Below are 17,207 nucleotides of genomic sequence, written 5' to 3'. Positions count from 1 at the left end.
CGCCGCCGACCGGCCTCCCCGCGGGCGCCGACGTGCTTCGCACTCGATGGAGGCCGTACTGGACGCGGCCGTGGCCGTGCTCGACGAAGCCGGTGGGGCCGCGCTGACCTTCCGCACCCTCGCCGCTCGGCTCGGCACGGGCGTCGGCACGATCTACTGGTACGTCCAGAACAAGGACGAACTCCTCGACCGCGCCACCGACCATGCGATCAGCGGCGTCCTGGCTGCCGTGGAGGAGCGGCCGGACAGCGAGGACCCCATCGCCGACCTCCGCGCGATGGCCATCGCGCTGTTCGACGCGATCGTGGACCGGCCCTGGCTGTCCGCGTACTTCATGCGCAACACCGACATCCAGGGCAACTCGCTGCGACTGTACGAGCGCCTCGGCCGCCAGACGCTGCGCCTCGATCTCACCCCGCGCCAGCGCTTCCACGCCGTCTCGGCGATCACGGGCGTCGTGGTCGGGTCGGCCGCCGACCTGGGCGCGGAGATCCCCCAGGAGCTGCTCGACGGCGAGGTGGACCGCGAGGAGTACCTCGACCGTTTCGCCGAGGCCTGGCGGTCCCTCGACGCCGAGGAGTTCCCTTTCGTACGGCAGATCGCCGACGAGTTCGCCGGTCACGACGACCGGGATCAGTTCCTCGCCGCGCTGGACCTGACCTTGGCAGGCCTTCGCCTCCAGGCCGGAACCTGACCCCACGACGGCCCCGGAGCGGTTTGCGCACGGTGTGTCTTGTGTCTGGAAGCGCTCTGCCGTGCCGCCGCATGGTGGAATACCTCTTAATCGCTTTATACCCTCTTATCTTCCTGTCTCTGAATCTTTGGACCTCATGATGCGATTCAGGGCGCCACCGCCGCGTCTGGTGGCCAAGTCCGCCGCTCTGGTCCTGCTTGCCGTGGTGCCGGTGGGGCTGGCCTGGTGGCTGCTGGAGGGGGAGACGGCGCTGGCCGTCTACCTCGGCATGACCTTCATGACCATGGCAGTGGGTCGGCTCTCCCTGAGCGGCCAATGCCTGGTCGGCCTGTCCGCCGGGCTCGCGGCGGCCGTCGGCTCATGGGTGGCCGGCAGCACGCCGCTGCTGATCGCGGCGGTCGTCGCCGCCTGCGCGGCCCAGTTCTACGTCAACCGGCTCAGCGTCGGCGCGGCGGCGCTCCTGCCGTCGAACATCGTGCTCTACGCGACGCTGGCCCCCGATGCCCCCGGGCGGGTGGCGATCGCCAATTGGCTGGGCGCGGCCGTCGTCATCGTGCTGGCGGGGCTGGTGCGCATGCGTCTGACCGCCGAGCCAGCGGCCACCCGCGAGGCGATCGTCCACGCCGTCGAACTGGCCGCCGGGTGCACCGCGCTCATCGTCGTCACCCGCGCGCTGGACCTGCCACGCGGGAACTGGGCGGTGCTGACCCTCTGCCTGGTCCTGGTGCCCGGCGCCCGCCGAACCGGCAGACGCGTCATGCACCGGGCGCTCGGCACCGCGACGGGGGCGCTCCTCGCGGTCGCGGTGGCCGTCGTCGCCCCGCCGAAGGTGTGTCTGCTTCTCGCGGCTGTGTGTGCCGTGCTGACCGTCGCCTACGCCGTACTGCCCGACGACTTCCTCTACGCCGTTTTCCTGACTCCTACCGTGCTGCTGCTCTTCTCCAGCGGCAGGGCGAACGCCACGGTGCCCATCGCGCTGGAGCGCGTAGGGATGACCGCCCTCGGAGCCGCCCTCGCCCTCGCCCTGTCGCGGGGTTTCGCCCGCCTGTGACCGCGGGCCGGCTGCTCGCGGCAGTGACCCGCGGGATGACGGATCACGGATCACGGATCAAGGTCAAGGCTCACCCTGAAGCATGCGGCGACGTTCCTTCTCGCGCTTGGAGTAGGTCGCTGCGCTGATCGCCTCGTCGCTCTCGAACCCTGAACCGAGCGCGCCGCCCGCCGTGGCGGCAGAAGAGACGAAGCAGGACAGCGTCAGGTACTCCGTGGCGTTCAGCGGCGTTCGTGTCGTGGAGGCGAACACTCGGCCGTCGAGGATGAACTGCGCCCACGCCAAGTCGATGACCAGCAAGCCCCCGTAGCAGGCGAGCGCCCCGATACCCACGGTCAGAACTGTCGAGGTGTTGTAGAGCCGCGCTTTCTGCCTCGCCTCGGGCGATGCCTCCGGCGCTCGGTGCCAGAGTTCTCCGTCCACGATCAGCCAGCCGACCAGGAGTCCGATGGATCCGACCATGGCGACGACGAGGCGTGGTGCGCCCAGGGCTTCGGAGAGGCTCCAGGTGGTGGAGTCCAGGGTGGCGACGGCCCCTGTGGCGAGCGCGGCCGCCAGGGCTTTCGACAGACTCGGTACCAAACGCCAAGGCCGGTTGGCGCGGACCATACCGATGAGCACCCGCAGGTAGCCGCGCGGCCCGCTGACCACGTAGCGAAGGTCGGCGGTGTCCCTCTCACCGACCGGGCCGGGACGGACAGCCGTGAGGCGACTGGCGAAAGGTTTCAGGAGCGGCGGCTGACTCTGCGGAAGCGTCTGTGCCCCCGTGGGGTGCGGGTCCATCAGGCTGAGCACGACTTCCTCGACGGCCCGCCGCGCCCTCGACTGCAGTCGCAAGCCCCCGAGAGACGGGAGCGAGAACAGTGCCAAGCCGTGTTCGTGACTCAGATCCACCACGACTTTGCGCCCGTGTGAGTGCAGCGGAAGGTCGGTGAGGGCCACGGCGATGTCCCAACTTTCCTTGCCTGCGCGTTCCATGATCCGCCGCATCAAGGTGGGCGGGTCCTCGCTCCCCGAGGTGAACGGCTCGCTGACCACCCTGACGTCGAACTGCCGGCCCTGGCCCGCTCTTTCGGCGAGCCGGTCGGGAAGCAGCCGGGTCAGGCGCCGCGCGATGTCCGTGGGCGCGTCCGGATCCGCCAGGAGAGCCACGACCGTGACGCTCTGCGATGACACCCGCACGACCGGACCATTCTCCTCGGCTTCCCCTCCGCGATCGCAGGGGTTCACAGGATGCCCCGGGGCGAAGTCGGAGCCGTGGTGACACGCTGTTCTCGCGGGGCACCTTCATGGGCCGCGTGGGCCGCTCCTCGACCGTGAACGGCGGGCCGACTGGCAACTCTCCTCGCCTGCCCGGTTCATTCCGTCCGGGACACGGCCCCGCTCGCGGCGGGCCCCTGTCCCTCGGAGCCGGCGGTGGCCAGGTCTCGCCTCCTTCCCCGGTGCTCGTGCACGAGGCGGATCGCCATGGCGCCTTCACCGGTCGCCGAAGCCACCCGCTTCACGGAGCCGCTTCGGACGTCGCCGGCGGCGAAGACCCCGGGAAGGGTGGTCTCGAGCAGCATCGGCCCACGGCCCAGCGCGGCCCACTGCCGCGCATCGGCGACCACCTGGGCGTCGGCGCCGGTGAGGACGAAACCCTTCTCGTCCAGGGCCAGCACGCCCTTGAGCCAGTCGGTGTGCGGCCGGGCCCCGATGAACACGAACAGCGCCGTGGCAGGCAGTTCGCGGCGCTCACCGCTGGTGTTGTCCTCCACGGTCAGCGACTCCAGCTTGTCCTTCCCACTGGCTTCCCGTACTTCGGTGTGGAGCAGCACCTCGATCTTGGGGTGCTCCTCCACCTGGTCCACCAGGTAGCGCGACATGTCGGCGTTGAGGTCACCGCCGCGGACGAGGAGGTGGACCTTGGACGCGTGGTGGGCGAGGAACAGCGCCGCCTGTCCGGCGGAGTTCCCGCCGCCGACCACGGCGACCGGATCCGCATGGCAGAGACTGGCCTCGTGGACCGTCGCCGCGTAATAGACGCTGACGCCCTCCAGGCGGTCGAGGCCGGGCACTTCGAGCCTGCGGTACCACACGCCGGAGGTGAGCACCACGGCGCCCGCCCGGGCCCGGGACCCGTCCTTGAAGGTGACGGCGTACTCACCGTCCTGCTGGGTGAGCCCGCTGACCTCCGCCGGGACCATGAGACGGGCACCGAACTTGTGGGCCTGGAGCACCGCGCGTTCCATGAGCTCGCCCCCGGAGATGCCTGACGGGAAGCCGAGGTAGTTCTCGATGCGTGACGAGGTCGCGGCCTGGCCTCCGGTGGCCACCGCGTCGACGGTGACCGTGGTGAGGCCGTCGGAAGCGCCGTACACGGAGGCGGCGAGTCCGGCGGGGCCCGCGCCGACGACCAGTACGTCGCACCGTCCGGCGTCGGACGAGGGGGAGGGGGCGGGCAGTCCGATGAGCCGGGCGAGTTCGGCGTTGCTCGGATTGCGCAGCACCCTGTCGCCCTCCCAGAGGACCACCGGTGTCTCCTCGGTACGGATGGCGAACCGGCGCAGCAGTGCCTCGGCCTCCTCGTCCTTCTCCAAATCGATCCAGCGGTGGGGCAGCCGGTTGCGTGCGGCGAACTCCCGCAGCCGCAGCGTGTCCGGTGAGTAGCACGACCCAAGGATCCGGAAGCCCGCGCCGAGGCCGATGAGCAGATATCTGCGGCCCAGGTAGGCGCGGAGGACGAGGTCGCCGAGGACGGGGTCGCGGCTGACCAACTCGCGCTGCCGTTCCACCGGGACGGCGAGGATTTCTCCCGCCTGGCGCATCACGGCGGTGTCGAACGCCGCCTGTCCTTCGAGGAGGCCGAGTTCACCGAGGAACCTGCCGGGCCCGTGCACGGCGATCGTCCGCTCGTCGGGCCCGCCCAGATCGTCGACGACTTCGACGGCCCCGCTGAGGATCGCGAGGAACTCGCGGATCGGCTGCCCCTCGCGGTACAGCACCTCGCCCTCGGCGATCCTGCGGCGTTCACCTTGTGCGGCCAAGTCCTCCAGCTGCTCCGGCGCCAGGCGCGGGAACGCTCCGTACCTGTCGGGTGTCTCACCGACCGCACCGTCCTCGTGCTCGGTCGTGCTCATCAGACCAGGGCCTCGTGGACGAAGCACCAGCGCCAGTCCTCGCCCGGCTCGAAGGACCGCACGATGGGGTGGCCCTCGGCCCCCGCGTGCCGTCGGGCGTGCTTGTTGGGGGAGGAGTCACAGCACCCCACGTGCCCGCAGGTCAGACAGAGGCGCAGGTGCACCCACGGGGAATTCTCTTTGAGGCACTCCTCGCAGCCTCCGGGGGTGCGCGGAGTCACCGGGCGCACCATCGCCAGGTGGGGGTCGGGAATCGTGGCCATGAGGGTTCTCCTTCTGGGAATGGGCCCGATCGGCCGCGCCGGTCCGTGAGGGGCTTCCTCAAGCCCGGCACCGCCACGGCCGAGGGCCGTTGTCTTCACTCTCCTGCAATGGTTCGCAGGCCCTTCATCGCCTGCTCGACCCACGAGCGAAGGGCGTGCGCGGGTGCCGTACCGGTCTGCCGGGCGACCGTCTCGCCCTTGTTCAGGATGAGGAGGGTCGGCACAGCCTGCACTTCGAAGCGCCGGCTGAGCCGGGGGTTCTTGTCGATGTCCACTTTGACGAGCTTGATCCGTCCGGCGAGGTCGCGGGCGCGCCCTGTCGCGGGCTGTCTTCTCTCCTCAGGCGCATGCGGTGGCCTCCAGATCGCTGTGCACCGGACCACCTGCCAGGCCTACCGCACGCGGGCCGCCCCGGACAGGCCCGCGAGGGCAGACCCGGGTGCAACGCCTCCTGCACACCTAGAGCTCCATGGCGTCCTGGTAGTCGTCATCGCTGCTGCTGCCCTGCGAGCCGAGATCGAGACTGAGGAACGGCTGTCCCGGCGACTGCGACTCCTGCGAGGCCTCGGCCATCTCCGCGTCGGAACTGCTGCTGGAGCTCGAATCGCTGTCCGTAGAGGCCGGGGGAGTGCTGCCCAGCTTGTAGACGGCGTTGTCGCCGCTCCCGGTCTGGGTGATCAGGCCCAGGGTGACGTACCGCTCGATCAGCTTCTTGCGCTTGTCCGCCGGGATCGTCGTGCGGGTCATCCCCTCCGCGTGCGTGCCCGCGGTGGACTCGCCGGGGTCCTCGCCCCGGGAGACCTTGCTGTGGTAGTCGACCTGGGACGACATGTCGGCCCGGTCCTTGCCGAGCGCGGTGAGCGCGAACTCGTGCATCTCCTCGTTCGTCAGGTCCCTGCCGGAGGTGTATCCCAGATCGTCCATGGCGTCGTCGTAGAAGTCGAACAGGTCACTGGGGTCGAAGCCCGAGCGGATCAGGTCGTTCGTGTCGGGCGCGTTCTCCCAGGTCCCGTACGTGCCGTTGGGCTCGCTGGTGTGGTAGATGTCGATCCGCGTCGGCACCATCACCGACCGGCTGTTGCAGGCGCCCGTCGCGTAGTGCACGTGGAACTCCGCCTTGCCCGAGTCGAGGTTCGCGAGCGCGATCTTGATGGAGCGCCACATGCCGGTGCCCTGGTTCAGTGACCACTGCGGCACGATGTCCGGAGCCCCGGCGCGGAACCATCGCCGACCTGTGGCGCTCTGGCCGGCATTGCGGGCTGCTCCCGGGGCCAGAGACGCAGCTCGTGACTGCCTTTCAGCCGCCTTGCTCGGACCTCGTCATCCGTATGCAGGGACGGGTACCGACCCCGTCGTGGCGGCACCCGCCGACCGCGCGGCCGACGGGTGCCACGGGCTGACCCGCCGGGACTTCGAGACAGACGCCAGGCGGCCCGCCCTACGCGGTGGTGGCGATGCCGCCGTCGACGGGAATCACGGTGCCCGTCAGGTACGCGCCTGCCCGGCTGGCGAGGAACACGGCGACACCCGCCATGTCGTCGTCGCGGCCGATCCGCCGTAGCGGGGCCGATGCCGCGATCGCTTCGCCGAGCTCATCGAGGGTTGCGGCCATCATTTTCGACGGGAACGGTCCCGGTGCCACGGCGTTCACGGTGACGTGCTGCGGCCCCAGTTCCTTGGCGAGGACTCTGGTGAGTTGATGCAGCGCGGCCTTGCTGCTGGAGTACGAATAGTTGGGCCGCTGCGGGATATGGATGGCCGCGATACTGCCGATGTTGATGATCCGCGCGGGGTCATCGGCGCTGCCCGCCCGGCGCAGTGCGGGCAGCAACGCCTGGACCAGCCAGAACGGCGACTTCAGGTTGAGGTCGACGACCGTGTCCCAGGCCGCGTCCGGAAACGTCGCCAGCGGCTCGTCCCACATGGTGCCCGCGTTGTTGACGAGGATGTCGAGGCGCTCCGAGCCGGGGGCGACGAGGTCCGACAGCCGTCGGCACTCGTCGTGGCGGGACAGATCGGCGGGGACGGCCCGCACCTCACCGAATGCGGACAGCTGTTCCTGCGCCTGGGCGCAGGCATCGGGGTCACGTGCGGTGATGACCACGCGGACACCCGCCTGCAGGAGGCCACGCGCGATCATCAACCCGATGCCTCTGGTGCCGCCGGTGACGAGCGCGCGCTTTCCCCCCAGATCGAAACGTTCCGCATGGGTGGTGAATCGGTTGTCTGCCACTTGACGACTTCCTCTTGGGCTGTGGGCTGTGCAGGGCGTTCCGCCTTGCTGGATCCCTGAGAGGAAACCCGTGGACGTGCGCTGGTGGCAGTGACTGCTCTTCGGGGTAACGGCAGTACCTCCCAGCACACGGCCGCACGACCTACGGTGGTGAGGTGACGGACAGCGACAGGCATGCGCAGGTCGACCGGGTGCGGGAGTTCCTCAGCACCCGTCGTGCCCGCATCACGCCCCAGCAGGCCGGGCTTCCCGTCTTCGGCGGCAACCGACGCGTGACCGGGTTGCGCCGGGAGGAGGTGGCGCTGCTGGCCGGGATGAGCGTCGACTACTACATCCGCCTCGAGCGAGGGAACTTGCGAGGCGCCTCGGACTCGGTGCTGGACTCCTTGTCCCAGGCACTGCAGTTCGACGACGCCGAGCGGGCCTACCTCTACGACCTGGCCCGCACGGCCACTGCGTCCCAGCGTCAGCCGGCTGTTGCCACGGGGCGGATCCGACCGGCGGTTCTGCGGATGCTCGACGCGATGACCGACCTGCCTGCCTACATCCGCAACGGGCGGTTGGACATCCTTGCCGCCAACGCGCTCGGCCAGGCTTTGTACGCTCCGGTCTACGACTCCCCGCTGTTCTCGCAGCGTGGTCCGGTCAACACCGCGCGGTTCCTGTTCCTCGATCCGGGCTCTGCCGATTTCTGGCCCGCGTGGGACAAGGCCGCCAACGACTCGGTCGCCTTGCTGCGCACCGAGACCGGCCGCTCGCCGCACGACAAGGGCCTCACCGACCTGATCGGCGAACTCTCGGCGAAGAGCGACGAGTTCGCCCGGCGGTGGGCCAGGCACGACGTGCGATTCCACCACTCCGGGGTGAAGCGACTCCACCACCCGCTCGTCGGGGACCTGGCCATGCCCTACGAGGCCCTCGACCTGCCCGCCGACCCCGGGCTCCGTATCACCGTCTACTCGCCCGAGTCCGATTCACCCGAGCGCCAGGCACTCGATCTCCTGTCCAGCTGGACCGGCTCGACGGCATGCGAACGCTGACGACGGCTCGGAGCCGCGCTGGAGCGTGCCGAGCCTGGTCGTGGTCACCACCGAGAAGACTCGGCGCGGGCGAAACAGGCGTCGGCCCGGACGCCGTGACGGCTGCCGGGCCGGTGCAGTGCCGGGTGTGTCAGTGCTGCGGTGGTGAGGCCGGTCAGGACCAGATGGACAGGCGGGCGGTGGTGGGGGTGACGTCGCAGAAGTAGCTGACCGCCTGGCCGCGGGCCACATAATCCTTGCCCGCCGCGTCGCAGGCGGCGGCGCTCGGGTACATGCCGACATAGGTGTACCCGGTGGCCTGGGCGGACGGGGCGAGCAGCAGGGCGGCCGCGGCCAGCAGTCCGGCCAAGCTCAGGGTCGAAATCGTTGTGCGCATGGGTGTGTTGCTGCCTTCCTGTCCGGTGGCGAGCGCTCCGGTCGTGATGATCCGGTGCTTGGGAGCAGCTTGCTGTACAGCTGGACCGGAGAGCAATGGTCTGGACCAAAGCAATGTGGCTGTTCCCAGGGGCGCCCGGCGACGTCAGCAGCGGCGTCGACGTACCGGCCGTTCTCCCCGTGCGCGTGGGCAGCGTGGCCCGGGGATGTAAAAGCGTCTGGGCACGCGTGACGCCCGCCTCGGCAGGCCGGGGCGGGCGTCACGGAGCTGGATCAGGCGGGGGTGATGTTCTCCGCCTGGGGGCCCTTCTGGCCCTGGGTGACGTCGAAGTTCACCTTCTGGCCTTCCTGCAGCTCACGGAAGCCGGAGGAGTTGATGTTCGAGTAGTGGGCGAAGACGTCCGGGCCGCCACCCTCCTGCTCGATGAAGCCGAAGCCCTTTTCCGCGTTGAACCACTTGACGGTACCGGTGGCCATGTGTCCTCCAAGGGGACTAGAAGGCGGCTCCCGCACGGTGCGGGAGCCGGAGGTGGTCGTCCTGGTCCTCAGAGACTCTGGACAGCAAACTGCCCGTGAACGTGAGGTCCACGGGCGGTACTTCGGAACCACGACTGCTGACACGGACGCTACACGGTGCAGCGCTGTGAAAGCTACGTACAGCTAGTCCGGGATGCGGGCGTGTCCGGAAACTGTCGGGGTGCGCCGCCGCACCGGCCGGGGGCGGCTCCCTGGAACGCGGCGCAGGAATCCGCGCCTCACGGGGGCGGACGGGCCCCTCAGGAGTGCTGAGGGTCGTCGGCGCCGCGGCCGTAGCGGGCGAGCATCGTCGTGACGGCCTCCTCGACGGTGTGGCCGACGTCGGCGGGTGCGGGGTTCCAGTCGGCGAGCAGCATCCGCGGCCACAGGACGTAGTTGGCGATCATTCCGAGGAACTGGTTGGTGGCGCTCTGGGCGTCGGGTACCACCGCAGTGCCCGCGGCGTGCTCGGCCTCCAGATAGTGCTGTACGGAGATGAAGTAGGGCAGCTTCCCCAGCTCGAACTGGGCCCGTCCCAGTTCCGGGAAGCGCGGCAGTTCGGCGATGACGATGCGGAAGAGAGTCGCCATTGCGGGCCGGCCCATCAGGTCGGCGTAACGGCGGCCGATCGCGCGCAGGCCCGCGCGCAGGTCGCCGGGGTGCGTCGCGGGCGCCGCCGGGTCCGGCCCGCCCGTCCAGTACTCGGTGACGATGGCTTCGAAAAGCGCTGCTTTGGTGGGGAACTGCTTGAACAGCGTGGACTTCGAGACGGCCGCTTCCTGCGCGATCTTCGCCAGCGAGGTTCCGTGGTAGCCCCGTTCCAGGAACAGCTTCGTGGCCGCTGCGGTGATCGCTTCGCGTTTGCGCCGAGCGAGTTGTTGGTGGTGCGCGGAGAGTCCTGCGGTCATGGGCCCACTATGCCCCCTTGCGAGGCGAGTCACTTGACTCGCCTCTGTGTGGATGTTTACGTAGCCAGGAAGGCGAGTCGGTCGACTCGCATCCGGGTGAGGGGAGCGCCCCCGCCGGCATCCTTCCGTTCCCGTATGGAGAAACACGCATGGAGTCAGGCAAGATCGCACTGGTCACCGGCGGCAACCGTGGGCTGGGCCGGGCCACGGCCCAGTCGCTGGCCCGGCACGGAATGCGCGTCATCGTCACCCACCGCGGCGACGCGCAGGAGGCCGAGGAGACGGTCAGGAGCGTCCAGGAAACCGGCGCCACGGCCGCCGCGCTGCGCCTGGACATCAGCGACGTGGCCTCCTTTCCCGCCGTCGTCTCCGACCTGGCCGCGCAGCTGGAGCGCTGGGACGCGACCCGGCTGGACGTCCTGGTCAACAACGCCGGGATCGGCCTGTTCGGACCGCTGGAAGCCGTCACGGTCGACGACTACGACGCCGTGATGGACACCAACGTGCGCGGCACGTTCTTCCTCATCCAGGCGCTCTCGCCCGTGCTGGCCGACGGGGGGCGGATCATCAACGTTTCCTCGTCCCTCAGCCGCCACACCAGCGCCGGCACTTCGGTGTACGCGGCCTCCAAGGCGGCCGTCGAGGTCCTCAGCCGAACCTTGGCCGTGGAGCTGGGGGCGCGCGGGATCCGCGTCAACGCCATCGCGCCGGGGCCGACCGCCACCGACTTCAACGGCGGCGCCATGCGGGACGACGCGCAGATGCGCGAGACCTTGGGCGCGCAGACCGCGCTCGGCCGCGTCGGCGAACCACAGGAGATCGCCGACGCCATCGCCGCGCTCGCCTCCGAGGACCTGCGATGGGTCACAGCCCAGCGTCTCGAAGTGTCCGGTGGCGCCCTGCTGTAGAGACCCCTTGTAGGGCTCGGCTCGCTTCCCTCGCTCGTAGCTCCCGCGAGCCCGGCAACACGAGGCTCAATCCCGCCCGGTTCCGCACGGTCCACCCTGGCGTCGGCTCGTACCGCTTACGCTGGACCGTGGGAACTGACGACACGCGCCTGATCGTGATCCGCGGCAACAGCGCTTCGGGCAAGTCCTCCGTCGCGGCCGGGCTGCGCGAGAGCTTCGGCCGCAACCTCGCCATCGTCGGCCAGGACAACCTCCGCCGCACCGTGCTGCGCGAACGCGACCGGCCCGGCGGCGCCAATATCGGCCTGATCGACCTCACCGCCCGCTACGCCCTGGACAACGGCTTCCACGTCGTCGTCGAAGGCATTCTGTACGCCGACCGCTACGGCACCATGATCCAAGAGCTGGTGCACGCCCACAGGGGCGTATCGCGCTGCTACTACCTTGACGTGCCGTACGAGGAGACGCTGCTGCGGCATGCGACGAAGCACGACGCCACCTACCTGCGGGAGGTCACGCCTGACCATCTGAGCGACTGGTACCGGGAGAAGGACCTGCTCCCCGACGGTTTGGAGACCGTCATCGGCACGGACAGCACCCTCAACGACACCGTCCGGCGGATCCTCCGCGACAGCGGCTTGGACGAGGTGCTTCCAATCGACCGCTAGGGGGCAACTGGGCCTGCGTCGTGGGGGCCCGGGCACGCGCGCCGACGCCAGGGGGTCCCTGCCGGGGGTCTGGCATGTGTGGCCACCGCGTCGGCGGTGGAGCCGGGGGACCGGGGAGGCGGTCGATGGGTATCGCAGCCTGGAGGACAGTGATGCGTCGGCCGGTGCGTTCCCGGCGGTACCACTGGGACCCGCCGGAAGCGCGGCAGCTGGGCCGGCTCGTCCAGCCCGATCCAGTGATCCATCGCCCCATCCCCCATGACGGGTATCCGGAAGGCCTTCCTGCGGCCCGATCGAGTGGCGTCGCGCGGGGTGTGGCCAGCCCGTTCCGAGACGGCCATCGCCGAGTCAGCGATCATGTGATCATGGTGCACGCGCCCGACCCAGAGGGTGCCGACCGCAAACGCTGAGCATGGCTGCCTGACGACAAGCCGGTGCCGGACACCACAGGAGTCGACGTGATCACCATCGGACGGACACAGTGACCGCGGTCGGGACCGGACGCTTCGGGGCGGTGCTGAACCGCATCGAGAAGGAGACCGCCGAACTCCGCGAACGCGGATGCCCCGCCGACTACATTCCAGGGCTCGCCGGGGCCGACATCCGGCGGTTCGGCATGGCGGTCGCCGAACCGGACGGAACCGTCTACGGCGTCGGCGACTGGCGTACGCCGTTCTCGACGCAGTCCATCACGAAGGTCTTCGCCCTGGCCCTGGCGCTCTCCCTGGAGGGCGAACAAATCTGGCGCAACCTGGGCCGCGAGCCTTCGGGCAACCCCTTCAACTCGCTGGTCCAGCTGGAGTACGAGAACGGCGTCCCCCGCAACCCGTTCATCAACGCCGGCGCCCTGGTGGTCACCGACCGGTTGCAGTCGCTGACCGGCGACGCGGCCGGGCAGGTACGTGACCTCCTGCGCGCCGAAAGCGGCAACCCGGCCATCGACTTCGTACCGGAGATCGCCGCTTCCGAGGCGGCCCACGGCGACCGGAATGCGGCGCTGGCCCACTTCATGGCGTCCTACGGCACGATCGCCAACCCGGTCCCCGGCCTGCTGGCCGCCTACTTCCGGCAGTGCTCCATCGAGGCGTCCTGCGCGGACCTGGCGCTCGGCGCGAGCTTCCTGGCCCGGCGCGGTGTGCGCGAGGACGGTTCCGCCCTTCTGACCCCCAGCCAGGCCAAGCAGGTCAACGCGGTCATGCTCACGTGCGGCACGTACGACGCGGCCGGGGAGTTCGCGTATCGCGTGGGCCTACCGGGCAAGAGCGGCGTCGGCGGAGGGATCATCGCCGTCGTACCCGGGGTGTGCACCCTGTGCGTGTGGAGCCCCGGCCTGGACCGGCGCGGCAACTCGGTGGCGGGCGTATCAGCCCTCGACCGCTTCACGACGCTCACGGGTCTGTCGGTCTTCTGAACACCCGACAGCGCGCACGCCCGTGCGCTTGATGCGCGGGCACCACCGGCCGACCGCTTCACAACACAGGAGAATGCAGAGCGAGCACGTTGCCCTCGCTGTCACGGAAGCAGGCAAGGCGGGCGCCGTGTGCCCCCGCGCCGGGGAAACCCCTGCCGACCTCGACGATTCCGGTGCCGCCGTCCGATGACGACTCCTCGTCGAACACCACGCCACGCCCCACAAGCCGTGCGACGGCGCTCTCGATGTCGTCGACTTCCCAGACCATCTGCGGGGAGGTACGGGGCGGCGCTTCCGCGGTTCTCGGGACGGAGATCCTGACCACCGAGAACTCCGCACCCGCGCACCGGTACAACAAGCCGTCGGACCGCCTCTCGATCGGAGTCAGGCCGAGGCACTCCGCGTAGAACCGTTCAGCTCGGGCCAAGTCCTCGGCGGGAAGCTTCGCCGCCACCCGCGCCTTGCCCAGACTTTTCGCTTCCTCACCGAACAGATCGATCCGGGTCTCGTGTTTCGGATGGCGCCGGATACCGGAGTGGCGCTCCATGATCGGCTTGGCGATCTCGTACGCGACACGGAAGTCACTGGACCTGTAACCGTGCCGGAAAGCGTTCAGGAGCGGAAACTCCTACGGATCGTTCAGCATCTGCCAGGCGGGCAGCGGCTCCGTCAAGCTGTGCGGTATCGACGGCGACAGCTGCGAGCCTGTCCGCACCAAGGACTTGAGCCTCTGGGTGAGGTACTCCTCATCGAGCCTCTGCTGCCGGGCCAACGGAAGATGATGCACCTCGTACTCGCGCACCAGAAGTGTCAAGTCCTCGCGCATACGCGCCAGCGCTCCGCGCAGCGCCGCGTCCTCATGGACCTGCGGTGAGGAGGTGATGCGGCGCAGCACCTCGCGAACCTCGCTGAGCTGCCGTATCTGCTCGAAGTACGTCTTGGCGGTGGCATGTGCCGACAGGAGGCGGATCGCCAGTTGGACCTTGTCTTGCGCGGTGATCAGTTCCCGCAGCAAGTGTGCCCAGGCCTCCCGCTCATTGCGGGTGATGTCGGCTTGCCTGAGCACTGAACTGATAACGCCCGTTCCGGCGAACACCGACGCGATCTGCAACAGCCACTTGCCCGTTTCGGTGGGCGTGTCACCCGGTCGGCCGATGTTCAGCAGAGCGATTCGGCCCGCCGTCGACAGGAGGGCGAGGCACCCGAGCGCGGCCGCCAGCTTGCCCAGACCCGGTGCGTCCAAGAGCGCCGTTCTTCTCATCCTCGGAGTGTCCCGCCGACGGGAGTATCCGTCCAAAGCCGTGTGTCACCCACCGCCGTGCTCCATGATCTCCTGCAGCGCTTCGTCGCTCTTCGCCCGGGGGACGATCAGGACTGGGCCAGCTCCTCCTGCGCCAGGTCATCGAGGTCCTTCGCCTCGCGCGCCGGCCGGATCCGTTCCTTGGAGCCGGCCGGCAAGGGTTGCATGGCCCGGCCCCCAGCCATGCAACCCCGACGGGTGTCAGGACGTGACGCCGCGCCGCGCATGTGGCCCTGTCAGCAGTTCTTGATCTTCCAGACCGGGTCCCAGCTGAACCAGGTCGGAGCGACGGCATAGGCGGTGGAGGAGTGGTAGATGCCCCCGGCCGAGTTGTAGAACGTGGCTACGGTGCCGGTGGTCTGGTTGTTGAAGAAGCCGCCGCCGTCCCCGCCGGAACCCCAGTAGGACAGCGAATAGGTGTTGCAGTAGTACAGGTCGAACACCTTGTACTGGCCGCGGGTCGGATCCCAGACGCGCGCGCACAGATAACCGTAATCGCAACTGTAGCTTCCGCCGCTGACGTAGCGGACGTTCCTCGCGGCGGGGCTGATCGTCGGCGCTGTGGCCGGCACCCCGATCTCGTGTTCTGCGCCGGCCGCAGATGTGCGGACGCTCTGCGTGGTGGTGCCCACTGCCCGGTCGACGGCCGGGGCGGCCTGGGCCGGCGTGGTGGCCAGGAGCCCGCCGACGACCAGGCTCACCCCTGCGATGAGTCCCGCTACCTTGTGACGTAAGACCATGCTTGATCCTCCGCGTTCGTTGTCGGAACAGCGAGGTGCTTGCGCGTCACAGTGTGGGCCGATGCGCTCGCGGTGTTAAGTGGCCATCAGGTCAAGGGAGTTCGGCGTCCACCGCGATTCCGCGATAGCCGTTCTTGTACGGAGCGCTGAAGTGGACGCGGCAACGGCGAGAGTCCGCGCGGGACTGGAAGCTGGGCCCCACGGGACGATGCGCGGTGCGCGTTTGTTCAAGAACCGGGGGCCGAGGGGGTTCCAGGATGGGGCCGGTCCGGCAGCCGCCGGGCGACCACTCGTGAAGGGACGCACCTGTGTTGAATACGCGCAAGGCGACGTTCGGCCTGGTGGCAGCGGGAACGCTCGCGACTTCCGCCCTCCTCACCGCCCCGGCCGGAGCGGTCGGCGCGCCCGCCGCGGACGCCACGACCCGGTACGCCTCGTTCGAGGGCCGGACCCTGGACCTGTCCGGCGACTGGGGTGCGGCCAAGGTCTGCATGGTCTGGAAGGGCCGCGGCGTCGCGGAATGCTTCCGCACGAAGGCCGAACAGGAGGCGCGCGCCCAGCAGTTGCTCAGCACGGCCTCCTCGCAGCAGCTGCTCGCCGCCTGTTCCACGGCGCTGGATCTGTACCAGGACAACAACAGGGGAGGCCGCAACCTGAAGTTCTACGACCGCGGCTACTGGCAGAACCTCACCACCTACAACTTCAACGACGCCACGTCCTCGTACTGGACCGGCGCCTGCACGGCGCACCTGGCGGAGAACACGGGCGGCGGGGGCTACTGGTACCCCGGCAACACCGGCCCGAACCACATCGAGAACTCGATGCGCAGCGGCTGGAACGACCGGGTCAGCTCCATCAAGATCGACTGACGCTGTCCGGCAGTACGACGCTGGTGACCTGCCCGGTGACCCGGTCGACCCAGGCCGGCCCGGGCGGGGAGGCGGCCCGTTCCCTGCGGAACCTGAGGGGCGAACGCCCGCTCATGGCCGTGAAATCCCGGTTCATATGGGCCTGATCGCTGAACCCGCAAGCAGCGGCCACGTCGACGAGAGGCTGGGCGCTCCGGCCGATCAGTCGCACTGCGTGCCGGAAGCGCAGCACGCGCGCCGCGGTCTTGGGCGTCAGGCCGATCTGCTCCCGGAAGAGGTACTCAAGGCGCCGGGTACCGCGCCCGCTGCGGAGCGCCAGTTCCCCGACCGGGAGGCCGCCACCGCTGCGCAGGAGTTCGCTCCACGCGTGGCGCAGAGGGTCGGCGGCACGGGCCGGGGTCGCCTCGGCCCACGTGTGCAGGGTGTCGTCCAGCAGGGCGAAGCGCGCGGGCCATCCGGTCGCCTCGTGGAGGGCCTCGGCCAACAGGTCGGCCCTCGCGCCGAGGAGCGCGGCGGGGTCGGTCATCCGGTCGGCCAGATCAGCCATGGGATGGCCGAGGATGCCGAACGCCTCCCAGGGCGCGAGAAGCACCTCCACACCCTCCATCCGGCCCGCGTGTTCGCCGAACGTGGGCCGGGTCTGGAGGCCGGAGAGCAGCGTCGTGTAGGGGAGGGCGGGGGCATCATGGCGCGTGCCGAGCGTCACCCAGACCGGGTCGGCGAGATTGAACACCAGGGAGACGCAGCCGTCCGGGAGTTCCAGCCGACGGCGCCCGTGTGCGAGGTCCATGCGGTAACCCCGGTACCCGAGGACTCCCGGACGGAGCCGTGGATGAGGCAGGGCGCGCACCACCTCCCACGTGCCATGGGGGCAGGCGTCACTGGCCAGAGCGCGGGATAAGGGGGGTGTGCCGGACGGCATGGGTCGTCTCACCTTCTGTGGCGTCGGGCAGGCGCTGCCGGCTCCGATTGCGGTGATTCCGATTGCGGTGATGGGGAGTACAGAGGGGCGCGAAGAGGGGTCAGTTCTTCGGACGCGGCGGCTTCGTGCCGCTTTGCTCGTGTAGCTGCGAGCATGGCAGGTTCGTCCGGGCGTGTCCCATGTCCGCGCC

Annotated in this window: 19 protein-coding genes and 1 pseudogene; 7 read left to right on the top strand and 13 right to left on the bottom strand. The window is 69.4% G+C overall.

Features of this window, described 5'->3' with window-relative positions; translation table 11 throughout:
• Nucleotides 1-46 precede the first annotated feature (46 nt).
• Both ACH4RC_RS36410 and ACH4RC_RS36405 read left to right on the top strand, forming a co-directional pair.
• The gene (locus ACH4RC_RS36410) at nucleotides 47-694 is read left to right on the top strand and encodes a TetR/AcrR family transcriptional regulator (protein ID WP_398208511.1); all 648 of its coding nucleotides are present in this window, start codon (nucleotides 47-49) and stop codon (nucleotides 692-694) included.
• A 136-nt stretch (nucleotides 695-830) separates the two neighbouring features.
• Complete coding sequence (locus ACH4RC_RS36405; protein WP_398208475.1) at nucleotides 831-1,745, top strand: FUSC family protein; 915 nt, start codon at nucleotides 831-833, stop codon at nucleotides 1,743-1,745.
• Nucleotides 1,746-1,808: 63 nt separating this feature from the next.
• Here the strand turns inward: ACH4RC_RS36405 and ACH4RC_RS36400 are convergent, their stop codons facing one another.
• The 6 genes and pseudogenes from ACH4RC_RS36400 to ACH4RC_RS36375 all read right to left on the bottom strand — a co-directional run bounded on the left by ACH4RC_RS36400 (nucleotide 1,809) and on the right by ACH4RC_RS36375 (nucleotide 7,360).
• Nucleotides 1,809-2,897 carry a hypothetical protein gene (locus ACH4RC_RS36400; protein WP_398208474.1) on the bottom strand — a complete coding sequence of 363 codons (1,089 nt, stop codon included), beginning with the start codon at nucleotides 2,895-2,897 and terminating at the stop codon, nucleotides 1,809-1,811.
• A gap of 206 nt (nucleotides 2,898-3,103) precedes the next feature.
• On the bottom strand, nucleotides 3,104-4,864 hold the full coding sequence (locus ACH4RC_RS36395) for an FAD-dependent oxidoreductase (protein ID WP_398208473.1): 1,761 nt from the start codon (nucleotides 4,862-4,864) through the stop codon (nucleotides 3,104-3,106).
• Entirely contained in the window at nucleotides 4,864-5,127 is a 264-nt protein-coding gene (locus tag ACH4RC_RS36390; protein WP_398208472.1) for a UBP-type zinc finger domain-containing protein, read from the bottom strand. The genes ACH4RC_RS36395 and ACH4RC_RS36390 overlap by 1 nt, the downstream gene beginning before the upstream one ends.
• Before the next feature lie 95 nt (nucleotides 5,128-5,222).
• A pseudogene (locus ACH4RC_RS36385) lies at nucleotides 5,223-5,505 on the bottom strand (thioredoxin family protein); the annotation flags it as partial.
• A gap of 81 nt (nucleotides 5,506-5,586) precedes the next feature.
• Complete coding sequence (locus ACH4RC_RS36380; RefSeq protein WP_398208470.1) at nucleotides 5,587-6,324, bottom strand: hypothetical protein; 738 nt, start codon at nucleotides 6,322-6,324, stop codon at nucleotides 5,587-5,589.
• Nucleotides 6,325-6,565: 241 nt separating this feature from the next.
• Entirely contained in the window at nucleotides 6,566-7,360 is a 795-nt protein-coding gene (locus ACH4RC_RS36375; RefSeq protein ID WP_398208469.1) for an SDR family oxidoreductase, read from the bottom strand.
• A gap of 155 nt (nucleotides 7,361-7,515) precedes the next feature.
• Here ACH4RC_RS36375 and ACH4RC_RS36370 point away from each other — a divergent pair, with 155 nt between their 5' ends.
• A complete protein-coding gene (locus ACH4RC_RS36370; RefSeq protein ID WP_398208468.1) occupies nucleotides 7,516-8,400 on the top strand; it encodes a helix-turn-helix transcriptional regulator in 885 nt (294 codons plus the stop codon).
• Nucleotides 8,401-8,554: 154 nt separating this feature from the next.
• Here the strand turns inward: ACH4RC_RS36370 and ACH4RC_RS36365 are convergent, their stop codons facing one another.
• The 3 genes from ACH4RC_RS36365 to ACH4RC_RS36355 form a co-directional block, all read right to left on the bottom strand.
• The gene (locus ACH4RC_RS36365; RefSeq protein ID WP_398208466.1) at nucleotides 8,555-8,776 is read right to left on the bottom strand and encodes a hypothetical protein; all 222 of its coding nucleotides are present in this window, start codon (nucleotides 8,774-8,776) and stop codon (nucleotides 8,555-8,557) included.
• Between the two features lie 272 nt (nucleotides 8,777-9,048).
• Nucleotides 9,049-9,252 carry a cold-shock protein gene (locus ACH4RC_RS36360; RefSeq protein WP_398208465.1) on the bottom strand — a complete coding sequence of 68 codons (204 nt, stop codon included), beginning with the start codon at nucleotides 9,250-9,252 and terminating at the stop codon, nucleotides 9,049-9,051.
• A 299-nt stretch (nucleotides 9,253-9,551) separates the two neighbouring features.
• Nucleotides 9,552-10,199, bottom strand: a complete 648-nt coding sequence (locus tag ACH4RC_RS36355; protein WP_398208463.1) for a TetR/AcrR family transcriptional regulator — start codon at nucleotides 10,197-10,199, stop codon at nucleotides 9,552-9,554.
• A gap of 149 nt (nucleotides 10,200-10,348) precedes the next feature.
• Here ACH4RC_RS36355 and ACH4RC_RS36350 point away from each other — a divergent pair, with 149 nt between their 5' ends.
• The 3 genes from ACH4RC_RS36350 (at nucleotide 10,349) to ACH4RC_RS36340 (ending at nucleotide 13,186) form a co-directional block, all read left to right on the top strand.
• Entirely contained in the window at nucleotides 10,349-11,107 is a 759-nt protein-coding gene (locus ACH4RC_RS36350) for an SDR family NAD(P)-dependent oxidoreductase (RefSeq protein WP_398208462.1), read from the top strand.
• A gap of 128 nt (nucleotides 11,108-11,235) precedes the next feature.
• Nucleotides 11,236-11,775 carry a kinase gene (locus ACH4RC_RS36345; protein WP_398208460.1) on the top strand — a complete coding sequence of 180 codons (540 nt, stop codon included), beginning with the start codon at nucleotides 11,236-11,238 and terminating at the stop codon, nucleotides 11,773-11,775.
• Between the two features lie 481 nt (nucleotides 11,776-12,256).
• On the top strand, nucleotides 12,257-13,186 hold the full coding sequence (locus ACH4RC_RS36340; protein WP_398208458.1) for a glutaminase: 930 nt from the start codon (nucleotides 12,257-12,259) through the stop codon (nucleotides 13,184-13,186).
• Nucleotides 13,187-13,244: 58 nt separating this feature from the next.
• Here the strand turns inward: ACH4RC_RS36340 and ACH4RC_RS36335 are convergent, their stop codons facing one another.
• The 3 genes from ACH4RC_RS36335 to ACH4RC_RS36325 all read right to left on the bottom strand — a co-directional run bounded on the left by ACH4RC_RS36335 (nucleotide 13,245) and on the right by ACH4RC_RS36325 (nucleotide 15,226).
• The gene (locus ACH4RC_RS36335) at nucleotides 13,245-13,733 is read right to left on the bottom strand and encodes a VOC family protein (protein ID WP_398208456.1); all 489 of its coding nucleotides are present in this window, start codon (nucleotides 13,731-13,733) and stop codon (nucleotides 13,245-13,247) included.
• An 81-nt stretch (nucleotides 13,734-13,814) separates the two neighbouring features.
• Nucleotides 13,815-14,429 carry a hypothetical protein gene (locus ACH4RC_RS36330; RefSeq protein WP_398208454.1) on the bottom strand — a complete coding sequence of 205 codons (615 nt, stop codon included), beginning with the start codon at nucleotides 14,427-14,429 and terminating at the stop codon, nucleotides 13,815-13,817.
• A gap of 293 nt (nucleotides 14,430-14,722) precedes the next feature.
• Complete coding sequence (locus ACH4RC_RS36325) at nucleotides 14,723-15,226, bottom strand: hypothetical protein (protein ID WP_398208452.1); 504 nt, start codon at nucleotides 15,224-15,226, stop codon at nucleotides 14,723-14,725.
• Nucleotides 15,227-15,537: 311 nt separating this feature from the next.
• Here ACH4RC_RS36325 and ACH4RC_RS36320 point away from each other — a divergent pair, with 311 nt between their 5' ends.
• On the top strand, nucleotides 15,538-16,095 hold the full coding sequence (locus ACH4RC_RS36320; RefSeq protein ID WP_398208451.1) for a hypothetical protein: 558 nt from the start codon (nucleotides 15,538-15,540) through the stop codon (nucleotides 16,093-16,095).
• Here the strand turns inward: ACH4RC_RS36320 and ACH4RC_RS36315 are convergent.
• Nucleotides 16,082-17,017 carry a helix-turn-helix domain-containing protein gene (locus ACH4RC_RS36315; RefSeq protein WP_398208450.1) on the bottom strand — a complete coding sequence of 312 codons (936 nt, stop codon included), beginning with the start codon at nucleotides 17,015-17,017 and terminating at the stop codon, nucleotides 16,082-16,084. The genes ACH4RC_RS36320 and ACH4RC_RS36315 overlap by 14 nt on opposite strands.
• Between the last annotated feature and the right edge of the window lie 190 nt (nucleotides 17,018-17,207).

It is taken from the genome of Streptomyces sp. NPDC016845, from assembly GCF_044332585.1.
In the GTDB taxonomy this organism is placed as follows: domain Bacteria; phylum Actinomycetota; class Actinomycetes; order Streptomycetales; family Streptomycetaceae; genus Streptomyces.
The sequence above is the reverse complement of the archived record's forward strand: the minus strand, read 5'-3'. Positions and strand labels throughout refer to the sequence as shown.

Coding starts and splice junctions, on each gene's coding strand:
- ACH4RC_RS36315 (WP_398208450.1), bottom strand. CDS start 17,017: ATGCCGTCCGGCACACCCCCCTTATCCCGCGCTCTGGCCAGTGACGCC.
- ACH4RC_RS36360 (WP_398208465.1), bottom strand. CDS start 9,252: ATGGCCACCGGTACCGTCAAGTGGTTCAACGCGGAAAAGGGCTTCGGC.
- ACH4RC_RS36355 (WP_398208463.1), bottom strand. CDS start 10,199: ATGACCGCAGGACTCTCCGCGCACCACCAACAACTCGCTCGGCGCAAA.
- ACH4RC_RS36410 (WP_398208511.1), top strand. CDS start 47: ATGGAGGCCGTACTGGACGCGGCCGTGGCCGTGCTCGACGAAGCCGGT.
- ACH4RC_RS36335 (WP_398208456.1), bottom strand. CDS start 13,733: ATGGAGCGCCACTCCGGTATCCGGCGCCATCCGAAACACGAGACCCGG.
- ACH4RC_RS36390 (WP_398208472.1), bottom strand. CDS start 5,127: ATGGCCACGATTCCCGACCCCCACCTGGCGATGGTGCGCCCGGTGACT.
- ACH4RC_RS36350 (WP_398208462.1), top strand. CDS start 10,349: ATGGAGTCAGGCAAGATCGCACTGGTCACCGGCGGCAACCGTGGGCTG.
- ACH4RC_RS36395 (WP_398208473.1), bottom strand. CDS start 4,864: ATGAGCACGACCGAGCACGAGGACGGTGCGGTCGGTGAGACACCCGAC.
- ACH4RC_RS36325 (WP_398208452.1), bottom strand. CDS start 15,226: ATGGTCTTACGTCACAAGGTAGCGGGACTCATCGCAGGGGTGAGCCTG.
- ACH4RC_RS36405 (WP_398208475.1), top strand. CDS start 831: ATGATGCGATTCAGGGCGCCACCGCCGCGTCTGGTGGCCAAGTCCGCC.
- ACH4RC_RS36365 (WP_398208466.1), bottom strand. CDS start 8,776: ATGCGCACAACGATTTCGACCCTGAGCTTGGCCGGACTGCTGGCCGCG.